General features: G+C 65.6%; 10 protein-coding genes. 4 read left to right on the top strand and 6 right to left on the bottom strand.

Translation table 11 applies throughout. From position 1 onward, the window contains the following. Nucleotides 1-105: 105 nt before the first annotated feature. Complete coding sequence (locus FLM52_02065; GenBank protein ID NVN54590.1) at nt 106-729, bottom strand: threonylcarbamoyl-AMP synthase; 624 nt, start codon at nt 727-729, stop codon at nt 106-108. Between the two features lie 65 nt (nt 730-794). Beyond that, nucleotides 795-1,655: a PHP domain-containing protein gene (locus tag FLM52_02060; protein ID NVN54589.1), complete on the bottom strand. Its 861-nt coding sequence runs from the start codon at nt 1,653-1,655 to the stop codon at nt 795-797. A 365-nt stretch (nt 1,656-2,020) separates the two neighbouring features. Between FLM52_02060 and FLM52_02055 the strand changes: the two genes are divergently transcribed. The 3 genes from FLM52_02055 to mnmC all read left to right on the top strand — a co-directional run bounded on the left by FLM52_02055 (nt 2,021) and on the right by mnmC (nt 5,386). Continuing rightward, nucleotides 2,021-2,602, top strand: a complete 582-nt coding sequence (locus tag FLM52_02055; GenBank protein ID NVN54588.1) for a septation protein A — start codon at nt 2,021-2,023, stop codon at nt 2,600-2,602. Beyond that, nucleotides 2,602-2,901 (top strand): YciI family protein, encoded by a 300-nt coding sequence (locus FLM52_02050; GenBank protein ID NVN54587.1) that lies wholly within the window; start codon nt 2,602-2,604, stop codon nt 2,899-2,901. The genes FLM52_02055 and FLM52_02050 overlap by 1 nt, the downstream gene beginning before the upstream one ends. 151 nt (nt 2,902-3,052) lie before the next feature. Next, on the top strand, nt 3,053-5,386 hold the full coding sequence (mnmC, locus tag FLM52_02045; protein ID NVN54586.1) for a bifunctional tRNA (5-methylaminomethyl-2-thiouridine)(34)-methyltransferase MnmD/FAD-dependent 5-carboxymethylaminomethyl-2-thiouridine(34) oxidoreductase MnmC: 2,334 nt from the start codon (nt 3,053-3,055) through the stop codon (nt 5,384-5,386). 14 nt (nt 5,387-5,400) lie between these two features. Here the strand turns inward: mnmC and FLM52_02040 are convergent, their stop codons facing one another. Together FLM52_02040 and FLM52_02035 are read right to left on the bottom strand one after the other, a co-directional pair. Beyond that, the gene (locus tag FLM52_02040; GenBank protein ID NVN54585.1) at nt 5,401-6,138 is read right to left on the bottom strand and encodes a response regulator; all 738 of its coding nucleotides are present in this window, start codon (nt 6,136-6,138) and stop codon (nt 5,401-5,403) included. A gap of 64 nt (nt 6,139-6,202) precedes the next feature. Next, nucleotides 6,203-8,212, bottom strand: a complete 2,010-nt coding sequence (locus tag FLM52_02035) for a sensor histidine kinase (protein ID NVN54584.1) — start codon at nt 8,210-8,212, stop codon at nt 6,203-6,205. On the opposite strand from FLM52_02035, the gene FLM52_02030 reads away from it, so the two are divergent. After that, entirely contained in the window at nt 8,204-9,514 is a 1,311-nt protein-coding gene (locus FLM52_02030) for a 2-hydroxycarboxylate transporter family protein (protein NVN54583.1), read from the top strand. The genes FLM52_02035 and FLM52_02030 overlap by 9 nt on opposite strands. Before the next feature lie 163 nt (nt 9,515-9,677). On the opposite strand, the gene FLM52_02025 is transcribed toward FLM52_02030, so the two are convergent. Both FLM52_02025 and ligA read right to left on the bottom strand, forming a co-directional pair. Further along, nucleotides 9,678-9,956: a YheU family protein gene (locus FLM52_02025; protein ID NVN54582.1), complete on the bottom strand. Its 279-nt coding sequence runs from the start codon at nt 9,954-9,956 to the stop codon at nt 9,678-9,680. 92 nt (nt 9,957-10,048) lie between these two features. Continuing rightward, nucleotides 10,049-12,139 carry an NAD-dependent DNA ligase LigA gene (gene ligA / locus FLM52_02020; protein NVN54581.1) on the bottom strand — a complete coding sequence of 697 codons (2,091 nt, stop codon included), beginning with the start codon at nt 12,137-12,139 and terminating at the stop codon, nt 10,049-10,051. Between the last annotated feature and the right edge of the window lie 329 nt (nt 12,140-12,468).

Raw genomic sequence — 12,468 nt, 5'->3', positions numbered from 1 at the left:
GAAATGACAACGCCTCAGAAATGACAACGCCCCCGCGACCGCAAGGTCCGGGGGCGTTGTCATGGATAAGCGATGTCAGCGCCGTGAAGCACTACGCTGTCGCGATCACTCCGTGAAGCTCGAGATATCGCCGCGCCCTTCGCGCACGATCACCGGCGGCAGCTCGCGCAGGTCAACCACACTGGTGGCCTCGAAGCTGCAGGCGCCGCCGTCGATAACCAGATCCAGCGCGTGTCCGAAGCGCTCGCGAATCTCTTCGGCATCCGTCATCGGCAGCTCCTCGCCCGGCGGAATCAGCGTCACGCTCATCAGCGGTTCGCGATGGGTTTCCAGCAGGGCGTGGGTGATGGCGTGGTCCGGCACGCGCACGCCGATGGAGCGACGCTTGGGGTGCAGCAGAAGGCGCGGCACTTCGGAAGTCGCCTGCAGGATGAAGGTGTAGGCGCCCGGCGTGTGACTCTTGAGCAGGCGGAAGATGGCGTTGTCGACCTTGGCGTAGGTGCCGATTTCCGACAGGTCAGAACACACCAGGGTGAAGTTGTGCTTGTCGTCCAGCTGACGCAGGCGCTTGATGCGCTCGATGGCCTTCTTCTCGCCCAGATGACAGCCCAGCGCGTAGCCGGAGTCGGTCGGATAGGCAATCACGCCACCCTGCTGGATGATGGCGACGGCCTGATCGATGAGGCGTTTCTGGGGATTTTCGGGATGAATCTGGAAGAACTGTCCCATGCGGTGCTCCTTGCGTCTGGGCGCCAACCCGGCAGGCGATCTGGCGTCACGATGATCTCTTGATATCACATGGAGGCAGCATCGGCCGCAAAAAAGGGCGCGATGCGTGGATGACACCACACGGGCGGCACCTTGGTGCGGGGCGGCGGGCTCATGCTGCCGGGGGCCAGCGGGCCGCCGGGGAAGTGGAAGTCACTGCCGACGGAGGCGTAGAGGCCCAGCTCATCGAACTGACGCGCCAGGTCACGCGCGCGATCGATATTCTGGAAGCCGCTGACCAGCTCCGCGCCTTCGCCACCGGCGGCAATGAAGTCACGCAGCAGCTCACCACGCTTGGTGCGCGTCAGCTTGTAGCGCATCGGGTGCGCCATCACGGCGATGCCGCCATCGGCACGCACCCAGCCCACCGCCTCTTCCATCTCCGGCCAGTGCGCCTTGACGTCACCTTTCTGGCCTGCGCCCAGGTGCCGCTTGAAGGCCTCCTGCAGGTTGCGTGCAATCCCGGCCTTAACCAGCGCGCGGGCGAAATCCGGGCGTGACAGCGGACGGTCGCCCGCGCCACTCAGCGTGGCCTGCTCACGGGCGCGCTCGTAGGCATTTTCGAGCCCGAGCTTTTCCATGCGCGTGGCGATCTCGTGGCTGCGACGCTCACGCGCCTCATGCTGATGTCTGAGGCCGGCACTCAGCGCATCGCCGGCGCCCTCGGGCATCAACGCCACGATGTGGATGGTCTGATTGCGCCAGCGAACCGACAGCTCACAGCCGGGCAGCAACGAGATTCCCTCGGCGCGGGCGGCCTGCTGGGCCTCGAAGATGCCTTCCATGCTGTCGTGATCGGTCAGTGACATGCGTGACAGGCCACGCCGTGCGGCCAGCGCCACCAGTTCTTTCGGTGCCATGCCGCCGTCGGAGGCGGTGGAGTGCATGTGCAGATCGATGTCCGGCACCTCGATATCGGAATCGAAGCGCTGGGGCAGCGGGCGAAACTCGATCGGCTTGCGGGCGGAAATCGGCGAAGAGTCGGACGGGACGTCGGACACGGGGAACCTCTCGGGATGAACGTCTGTGTCACGCGATGCCTGAGATGCAGGCGATCCAGCGGGCCAGACGTCGGGCAGTATTGGCTGCGATGCGCGCCCGGACACACAGGGGCTTTGTCAGCAGGCAGCAATGGCGGCAGAATGAGCACATGCAGGCAGGGGTGCGCCGCTGGTGTCAGACAGGATACCACTCGCACAGGCCCTTGCCTTCCCGACGGCTGCGTCGTCGTGTTCAGGAGTGCGCATTACCCATGAAGATGTTGCTCGACTTTCTGCCGATCGTGATCTTCTTCGCCGTCTACAAGATGACTGGCGACATGATCATGGCTACCGCCGTGTTGATTCCCGCGACCCTCGCGCAGGTGCTGTACATCTACTGGCGCCACAAGCGCGTCGAGAAGATGCAGCTGGTCACCCTGGCGCTGGTCGTCGTGCTGGGTGGCGCGACCGTGCTGTTCGGCAACAGCTCCTTCATCCAGTGGAAGCCCACCGTGGTCAACTGGCTGTTCGCCGTCGCCTTCCTGCTGTCGCCGCTGTTCGGCGGCAAGCCGCTGGTGGAGCGCATGATGGAAAAGGCGATTCAGCTGCCACGCCCCATCTGGCACCGCCTCAACCTGGCCTGGGTGGTATTCTTCCTCGCCATGGGCGGCTTGAATATCTATGTCTTCAGTTACTACTCGGAAGACATCTGGGTCGACTTCAAGCTGTTCGGCATGCTCGGTCTGACACTGCTGTTCGTCATCGTTCAGGGCGTCTACCTGTCCCGTCACATGGTGCAGGCCCCTCAGGAAGAGAACGCTTCCTCGACCAATTCTCAAAAGGATGATTCGTGATGCTCTACTCCATTGTCTGTCAGGACGTCGAAGGTAGCCTCGAAGCACGCATGGCGGCGCGCCCGCCGCATCTGGCACGTCTGGAAGCGCTGCACGCCGCTGGCCGTCTGGTCATCGCCGGCCCCAACCCCGCTATCGACAGCGAAGCACCGGGCGAAGCCGGCTTCAGCGGCAGCGTCATCATCGCCGAGTTCGATTCCCTCGAAGACGCCCAGAAGTGGGCCGATGCCGACCCCTTCGTCATCGCCGGTGTCTATGCAAGCGCTGAAGTGAAGCCTTTCAAGCAGACCCTGCCCTAGCCCGGCACCCGACCGGTCATCTGGCCGGCGGTTTCTCGCAGACGACGGACAGCCTGGCTGTCCGTCGTCTGCGTTGCAGGCCTCTCTCTGATGCTGACTCGCTCTGATACCGACTCATTGTGCCACTCTCCCGCTCGACCTCCTGCCAGGAATGCCCGTGAACGACCACCCCTCCTCCCCCCGCCAGCCCGCTCCCGGCCAGTCAGCTCCCGATCAGGCCGCCTCGTCAGCCCGAAAGACTTCGCCGCAGGAAGCCCCGGCCACCACGGCACGCAAGCCTGCCACGACGCCACCGAGCGCGATCGAGCCGGTCACGGCGCCCGGCGTAGTGCCGGACGTACCACTGGCGCCACTGGCGGCACTGGAGGAGGCGCAGCTTGAGTGGGATGACACTGCGCCACAGGCCACCGATTACGGCGATGTGTACTTCTCGATCCACGATGGCCGCGCCGAGACCGTGCACGTCTTCCTCGACAGCAATCGTCTGAGCGAGCGTTTCCGTGACTGGCGGGAAGCGCGCCCCTTCGTGATCGGCGAGACCGGCTTCGGCACCGGCCTCAACATCCTGTGCGCCGCTCAGCGCTTTCTGGCGACGGCACCCGCCGAGGCGCGTCTGCATGTCGTCTCGGTGGAAAAGCACCCGATGCGTGCCGCGGATCTCGAGCGGGCACTGTCCGCCTGGCCGGACCTCGCCTCACTGGCAAAGCCGCTGGTCGCTCAATGGCCCGCTGCCGTCCTCGGCGTGCACCGCCTGTGGCTGGATGAGCGCATCACCCTGGACCTGCACTTCGGCGATGCGGTGGAGCGCCTGTCGCGCCTGGAAGGTGGCGTGGATGCCTGGTTCCTCGATGGCTTCTCGCCGTCGAAGAATCCGCAGATGTGGTCACCCGAGCTGTTCGCGGCCATGGCGGGTGTCTCGCGCCCCACGGCGACCTTCGCCACCTTCACCGCCGCGGGCTTCGTGCGGCGTGGCCTGCGCGCGGCAGGCTTCGTGTGGCGCAAGGTGCCCGGCCACGGCATGAAGCGCGAGATGATCTGCGGCGAGCTGGACGAGCCGACCGCCGCCGCGCGCGCCGAACTGATGGGACTTGATGCCTCTCCCGCATCCGGTCATGCCCCCATGCAGGAGCACGCGGTGCGTGGCGCCCTTCATCCGCTGCGTCGTGAGCAGCCCTGGACCCAGCCCCCGCAGCCCGCGCCGATCGCTCGCGAGACGCATGTCGCGGTACTCGGCGCCGGTATCGCCGGCACCAGCTGCGCCGAGGCGCTGGCACGGCGCGGCGTGCAGGTCACGCTGATCGATGCCGAAGCCCCCGGCGCGCGCGCCTCCGGCAATCGCCAGGGTGCGCTCTACGTCAAGCTGGCCGCCGAGACCAACCCCGCCAGTCGCTTCCAGCTGGCCGCGCTGCAGTACAGCCGGCGCTGGCTGGAAAGCCTCGACCCCGAGCAGAGCCTGTGGTCCGCCAGCGGCGTGCTGCAGCTGGCCACCAGTGAACGTGAGCGCAAGCGCCAGCAGCGCTTCCTCGACAATCACCCGCTGCCCGAGGCGCTGCTCAAGCCGGTCAGCGCCAGCGAGGCCAGCCGGATCGCCGGCAGCGAGATCGCCTTCGACGGCCTCTTCTATCCGGTCGCCGGCTGGGTGCGCCCCAGCGCACTCTGCCAGCATCTTGCCGCCACCCCGGGCATCCGCTTCCTGCAGGCACGCATCGAGGCCATTCAGTCGCTGGAGGCCGAGGAAAGCGGGGCCACTGGCAACGGCGAGCCACGCTGGCAGCTGCAGATCAGCGATGGCAGCTGCATGGAAGTCGATCAACTGATTGTCGCGCTGGGGGAGCAGACTCACCTGCCCGAGCCACTCGCGCACCTGCCGCTGCAGCCGATTCGCGGTCAGGTCAGCGAGATCACGGTAGCGCCGGAACACGCCGCGCACCTGCCAGCGCTCGACAGCGTGGTGTGCGCCGGTGGCTATGTCTCGCCCTATCAGCGCCACGCCGATGGCAGCGTGACCCTCAGCTTCGGCGCGACCTTCGCCCCACGCGATGAGGATGAGGCGGTCCGCGAGGCGGATCACGCCGCCAATGTCGCTGAACTGCGCAGTGCCCTGCCCGCCTTCGTCGCCGCCTGGGAGCAGGCGCGTGGCGTCAGGCTGGAAGACGATGACTGGCAGGGACGTGTCGCCTGGCGCGCCGCCAGCCCGGACAAGAGCCCGTTGGCCGGCCCGGCACCGGACGCCGCGCAATGGCGTGAGGATTACGCCGCCATGGCCTTCGATGCGAAAAAGCGCGTGCCACAGTCGAGCGGCGCCCACCTGCCCGGCCTGTGGCTCTCCACCGCACACGGCTCACGCGGCTTCACCACCGCCCCGCTGGGCGCCGAACTGATCGCCTCGCAGCTATGTGGCGAGCCGCTGCCGCTGGAACGCGAACTGGCCGAGCACCTGCACCCGGGGCGCCGCCTGATCCGCGATCTCGTCCAGCGGCGCTGAAAGGTCAGCATCACTCAGGCCTGACGGCACTGCCTGGCCAGGGCCTGACGGTCGATGACCTGATAGGTGAAGGATGGCCGGCCGATCTGGCCGTAGTGGAAGGCCTCGCTGAGCATGTCGCAAGCCGCGAGATGGCGCAGGTACTTGCGGATGGTGACCCGCGACATGCCGGTGGCAGGCAGCAACGCCTCACTAGTGAAGCTGCCTTCCTCTCGCGGCAGCGCCATGATGGCACTGGCCACCAAGGCAAGGGACGCCGCCGTCACACCCTTGGGCAGGCGGCCATCTGGCACAGTACCCGAGGTAGCAGCGGCCATTCCCTGAACTGCGAACAGCTGATCCAGCTGCTGCTGGCTGACCTCCCCCTCGAGGCTTTCCAGCTGCTGGCGGCCGCGTTGCGCCAAGGCCAGGGCCTGCTGAAAGCGAGCGAAGCTGAAGGGTTTGACCAGGTAGTCGCATACCCCGAGCGCATGCGCGCTACGTACCGTATCCGCTTCGCTGGCGGCGGTGATCAGGATCACCTGGATGTCCGGGGTGGCATGGCGCCTCAGCCATCGCAGGACCTCCAGCCCGCTGCGGTTGCGCAGGTAGACATCCAGCAGCACCAGGTCCACCGCTTCCTGCGCCAGCACGTCGAGTGCCGTCGCGACATCCTCGCACTGGGCCGCCAGACGCATGCCATTGATGCGACTGAGATATTCGACATTGAGACGCATGACCATGGGGTCGTCTTCGACTATCAGCACACGCATGCGCACTGGCTCCTTCTTCTTGCAGATTCAGGTCGCATGACCAACATGTGGCATTCAAGCCATTTCAGGGCGCTGCATCATCCAGACGCTGACAAGGCAAGATCAACTCGACCAGGGTACCGCCGCCCGAAGGCGCATAGAGGTGCCATTCTCCCTCGCGTGCCGCCACGATGTCCTGCACCAGCGACAGGCCCAGCCCTCGCCCTTCTCCATGACTGCTCACCCCCGCCTCGCGTGCCATCTGCCTCAACTCCGTCGGCATGCCGGGGCCATTGTCCGCTACGCTGATCGACAACTGCGCCTCCGCCGCCAGAGACTCCAGCATCAACCCCAGAGTGACAGACGGGACATGGCCATCCTCACTCATCTCTTCCAACGCTTCGAAGGCATTGTCGAGCAGATTACCAATCACACTGACCAGATCATGACTCAGACTGCGCTCCAGTACCGGGAACTCGACCGGAGCCGCCTCTTCCGGCGACATTCCCTCCTCATGGCGGCCATTGGAGCATTCGATCTCCAGCTCGACATTGAGCGTGATGCCACGCTCCCGAGCCTCGCTGTGCTTGCCGATCAACAGACCTGCCAGCAGGGGGTCCGCGATGCGCTCGGCAGCGGCGGCATCCGCCGGCAACTCCCGCTCCACCAGCAATGCCAGATAATCGCGCAGACCGGCGAGATCCTGCATCTGCGTCAGGCCAGACAGTACGTGCAGTCGATTGCGGAGCTCATGTCGCGCGGCACGCAGTGACTCCGCCTGACGGCGGACGCCGGTCAGCTCCTCGGCGAGGCGCTGCATGCGATCGTGCTCGCGCAGTACCAGCACGCCGCCCATCAGCAGCTCGCCATCATGCACCCGCTGGCAACGCACCAGCAATCGCCGCCCGCCGTGGGTCACCTGCCGCAAGCGGGCCTCTTCCTGCTCGCTCTCCGGCTGGCGCGCGACAAGGCACTCACGCATGCCGGTGTCGGGCAGCCAGTCATCAAGGCGCTCGCCCAGCGTCGGCAAGGCTCCCAGCAACTCGCGTGCCGCGGCATTCACCAGCGTGATCCGCCCCTCGGAGTCGACCACGATGATGCCTTCCTCCAGGCTGGCGAGCACCGCCTGATGCTCCTCCACCAGGCGCGCGATGGCCGCCGGCTCCAGTCCCTTGAGCTGTCTGCGCAGATAGCGCGCCAGTCCCAGTGCGCCCAGCGTGCCGAACAGCATCAACACACCCAGTCCGAGCAGCAGCTGGCGCTTCTCATCGGCCAGACGCCGCCCCAGCGAATCCAGCGTGATGCCGATGGCCACCGCACCAACGACGGCGCGCTCACCGCCCTTGGACGCGGTCGCCATGACCGGAACGAAACTGCGCAGGCTTTCACCGAGCGTACCGCGGGATTCGGAGAGATAGGAGGCGCCGGCAAGCGCACGCTGCTCGTCGCCACCCTGGAAGGGCTGTCCGATACGTGTGGGGTCCGGGTGACTGAGCCGCAAGCCATCCGGTCGCATCACCACGATGAAGTCGACGGCATTCTCCTGACGCAGTCGCTCGATGCGTGCCGCCAGCCGGCTGTCCGCGACAGGAGGCGCAGCCTGCGGTGAGCTGGCCTCGCTCAGGGCGGAACGCACCTCGGGCAGACGCGCGATACGCTGGGCAAGAGCGGCAATGCGCTGACCCTGGATCTCGCGCTGGGTCCGCTCCAGCTGGGCACTGAAGAGCCAGGCCGCGACCAGCAGGCTGACGATCACCATGCCGGCGGCGAGCAATGAGGTCAGCGCGCTCAGCCCGGGTTGAGAATGCCGCAACACGCCGGACAAGCCATGTGCCCCCTTGGTGGCATGGCCATTCGGCCCGGCGCATGGGCGAGTGGCAGCCGGCGCTTTCATAAGTTTCAAAAGGCTTTCTTTAATTCGCAAAACTTGGCCCTCGGGAGCCACACCGTAAGCTCCCTGTGACGCGCATCCAGTGCGCGAACATGATGTCCCTTCCCCGTCCCAAACGATCCCGCGATGCCACGCCAACGCGTCCGGGCATGACAACAGGTCCTGCAACGACAGAGTGCAGGACAAGGAGCATGCATGACACATTCCTCGCAGACCGCCACGGCCATGCCTGCCACAGAGTCCCCCTGGCAGAAGGCGCGCATCTTCGGCATGTCGCTGCCGATCTTCGCCCTGTCCTTTCTGGTCCTTGTCGCCGCCATCGCCACCGACACCCTGCCTGCGGGCATGATCGGCGCGCTGCTGGTGATGATGATTCTCGGTGAGCTGCTGGGCTTTCTGGGCGACCGCCTGCCGATCATCAACAGCTATCTGGGTGGCGGCGCCATTCTCGCCATCTTCGGTGCCGCAGCGCTGGTCTTCAGCGGCTGGCTGCCGCAGGACGTCACGGCGAATGTCAGTGAGTTCATGAAGGCTGGTGGCTTTCTGAACTTCTACATCGCGGCGCTGATCACCGGCAGCATTCTCGGCATGGACTCCCGCGTACTGGTCAAGGTCGGGGCCCGCTTCGCGCTGCCGCTGCTGTGCTCGGTGCTGTTCGCGGCGCTCTTCGCGATGCTGGTCGGCTGGGTCATGGGCTTCTCGCCCAAGGATGCCGTCATGGTCATCGCCCTGCCCATCATGGGCGGCGGCATGGGCGCCGGCGCCGTGCCGATGAGCCAGATCTACGAGCAGCTGCTGGGGCAACCGGCCAGCTACTATATCTCGATCCTGGTGCCGGCACTGGCCCTGGGCAATGTCTTCGCCATCATCATCGCCGGGCTGCTCAACGGGCTTGGCAAGCGCTTCCCGTCACTGACCGGTGGCGGCCAGATGATGCCGGGCGTCAATGTCCGCGAAGAGAAGAGCACGCCTGACCTGTCCCAGTTGGGCATCGGCATGGTGATTGCCCTGAGCTTCTTCGTCGCCAGCCAGATTCTCGGCAAGGTCATTCCGCTGCACCCCTACGCGCTGATGATCATCGCGGTCGCCATGCTCAAGTGCGCCAACCTGGTACCGGAGAACATCAATCAGGCCGCCGCCCAATGGTTCCGGTTCGTGGCAGGCAACTGGACCTTCGCGCTGCTGTTCGGCATCGGCGTGGCCTATACCGATCTGGGCCAGGTGATCGATGCCATCACCATCACCTACGTGGTGATCGTGTTCGGTGTCGTTGCCGGCGCCGCCTTCGGTGCGGGCCTGGTGGGCAAGCTGGTCGGCTTCTATCCCATAGAATCCGCCATCACCGCTGGCCTGTGCATGGCCAACATGGGCGGCACGGGTGACGTCGCCGTACTCTCGGCGGCCAATCGCATGCAGCTGATGCCCTTCGCGCAGATTTCCTCGCGCCTGGGCGGGGCCTTGATTCTGCTGATCTCGAGCCTGGTCGTGCCGATGTGGTTCGCATGATCCGGCGCATCGCCAGACGCCAATAGGCGCACCAACGGGTGCAATAACAGGCGCTTCATTAACGACAACGCCCCTGGCCTGTGCCAGGGGCGTTGTCGTTTCCGACCCCAAGGCCAGGGGCAGGATCAGGGCATGCTCATTACATCATGACCGCTGGCTGGACTCAGTCGCCCTCTTCCTCGTCATCTGCCAGCTGGCGACCGAAGGACTGCCACTGTTCCAGCGTCATCACCTCGGTGGATTCGGTGCCGATATCATGGACAATCAGCAGCTTGCCGCGTGACAGCTGGCCTTCCAGCTCCGCGACCCAGCCGGCCATGCCTTCACCGACATCGGTGGTGTCATAGCCCTGACGGGTGACGAAGGCTTCCAGCAGGGCGCGCCGTGTATCGGCGGGCAGCATGGTCTGCGGTACCTCGATGAAGCGGTCCCGCGGGTCCATCTGATCAAGTGGCATCTGGCTCATGGGTAGCTCCTGTCCATCATCAGGGTGGCGTGACGCCGCCTGCGGTGCATCGTTCAGCGTATCCGTACTCATGCATCCTCTCCCGCGCTGTCCTGCACATTGTCTTGCGGATTGTCCTGCTGTGTATCAGCACCGGATTCCCATTCGGCCAGGCGCTTCACGAAGGTCTCTTCGTCCAGCACCGTGAGGCCCAGCTGCATGGCTTTCTCAAGCTTGCTGCCCGCTGCCTCGCCGGCGACCACACCAGCGGTCTTCTTCGAGACACTGCCCGCCACCTTGGCACCCAGCGCCTGCAGACGCGCCTTGCCTTCATCACGCGTCATGCTGTCGAGGCTGCCGGTCAGCACCCAGGTCTGGCCTGCCAGCGGCTGGGGGCGCTCACCGATCTCGACCTCTTCCCAGCTCAGACCACAGGCGAGCAACGCTTCCAGCGTCTCGTTGTTGGTCGGCTGCTGGAAGAAGGTATGGATATGTGCGGCGACGATGGGGCCGACGTCCTCCACTGCTTCCAGCGCGGCTTGATCGGCTGCGCGCAGCGCTTCAAGCGTGCCGAAGTGCGTGGCCAGATTCGCGGCAGTGGCTTCACCGACTTCCCGGATGCCGAGGGCGTAGATGAAGCGTGCCAGGGTGGTGTTGCGGCTCTTGTCCAGCGAGGCGACCAGATTGGCGGCGGACTTCTCGCCCATGCGCGGCAGCTCAGCGAGCGTGGCAGCTTCCAGATGGAACAGGTCCGCCGGCGTCTTGACCAGCTCACGCTCGATCAGCTGCTCGATCAGCTTCTCGCCGAGGCCATCCACATCCAGCGCCTTGCGGCTGGAGAAGTGCTTGAGGGCTTCCTTGCGCTGCGCGGCGCAGATCAGTCCGCCCGCGCAGCGTGCCACCACCTCGCCTTCGAGGCGCTCGATCTCGGAGCCACACACCGGGCAGCCGTCCGGCAGCACGATGGCTTCACGGCTGGCACCTTCACTGGCGACCCGCACCACCTGCGGGATGACGTCGCCGGCGCGGCGGATGATGACGCTGTCACCGATCTGCACGCCGAGACGTTCCACCTCGTCCATGTTGTGCAGTGTGGCGTTGGAGACCACCACTCCGGCGACCTGCACCGGCGCCAGCCGGGCGACCGGCGTCAGCGCGCCAGTACGTCCGACCTGGAAATCGACGCCTTCCAGGGTGGTTTCCTGCTCCTGCGCCGGATACTTGTAGGCGATGGCCCAGCGCGGTGCGCGCGCCACGAAGCCCAGTTCACGCTGCAGACGCAGCGCATCGAGCTTGATGACCGCGCCATCGATATCGTGGTCGAGTCCATCACGCTGCTCGCCGAGACGACGGGTGTAGTCGATGATGCCCTGAGCACCGCGCACCACCTCAAGCTGCGGGCTGGTACGGAAGCCATAGTCGTTGAGCAGCGCCATCAGACCGGAATGATTCTGGCCGGCCTCGCTGGCGAGCAGCGCATCATCCACCCGCGCGACCTGATAGGCGCAGAATTCCAGCGGACGCGAGGCGGCGATATTGGAATCCAGCTGGCGCAGGCTGCCGGCGGCGGCATTGCGCGGGTTGGCGAACACCTTGCCATCCTCGTCGCGGCCGCGGGCATTCAGCGCCTCGAAACCAGCGTGGCTCATGTAGACCTCGCCGCGCACTTCCAGCAGCTCCGGCAGATCATCCCCCCGCAGCTTGAGCGGGATCGAGCGGATGGTGCGCAGATTGGTGGTGATGCCTTCGCCGGTGCGGCCATCGCCGCGCGTCACGCCCTGCACCAGCACGCCATTCTCGTAGATGAGTGACACGGCCAGGCCATCGAGCTTGGGCTCGCAGCAGAAGCTCAGCTCGTCACCCGCATCCTGGGCATCTCCCAGCTCCAGCGTTTTCGCCGCACGTTGCACGAAGGCACGCAGCTCATCGTCATCGAAGGCGTTGTTGAGCGACAGCATCGGTACTGCATGCTGCACTTCCTCGAAGCCGCTGGCCGGCGCGGCTCCGACACGCTGGGTGGGCGATTCCGAGCTGATCAGCTGGGGATAGTCGGCTTCCAGCGCCTCGAGACGACGCAGGCGCGTGTCGTAGTCGGCATCGGTCAGCGTCGGATCATCCAGCACGTAATAGCGGTGGCTGGCCTCGAGCAGCTCTCGGTGCAGCTGCGCGACCTCCTCCATCACCTTGGCAGGCACGCCTTCCACCGCGGCCGGTGCAGCGGAGCGAGAAGCGCTCGAGGCGTTGGGTTCATCGGCGGGCGCCGAAAACAGATCATCCTGGGCTGACATGACACTCACTCGAGACAATGGCTCGCCAGCACTGCCCATGAGCAGCACTGGTCGACCGGAAAGCGGATGGCGACGAATGCTCCGCGCTGGATCAAGCCTGGAGAGACGCCGTGATGCGGCCATTGTACTCAATGCGACCGCAAGTCCGAACCTTCAAGCCGCCTGGCGCAGCGATCAGCAGACACGAACGCCAACGGCGACCCGAAGGTCGCCGTTGGCGT

The organism is bacterium Scap17, from assembly GCA_013376735.1.
Taxonomy (GTDB): domain Bacteria; phylum Pseudomonadota; class Gammaproteobacteria; order Pseudomonadales; family Halomonadaceae; genus Cobetia.
This window is presented reverse-complemented; position numbering and strand designations above follow the sequence as displayed.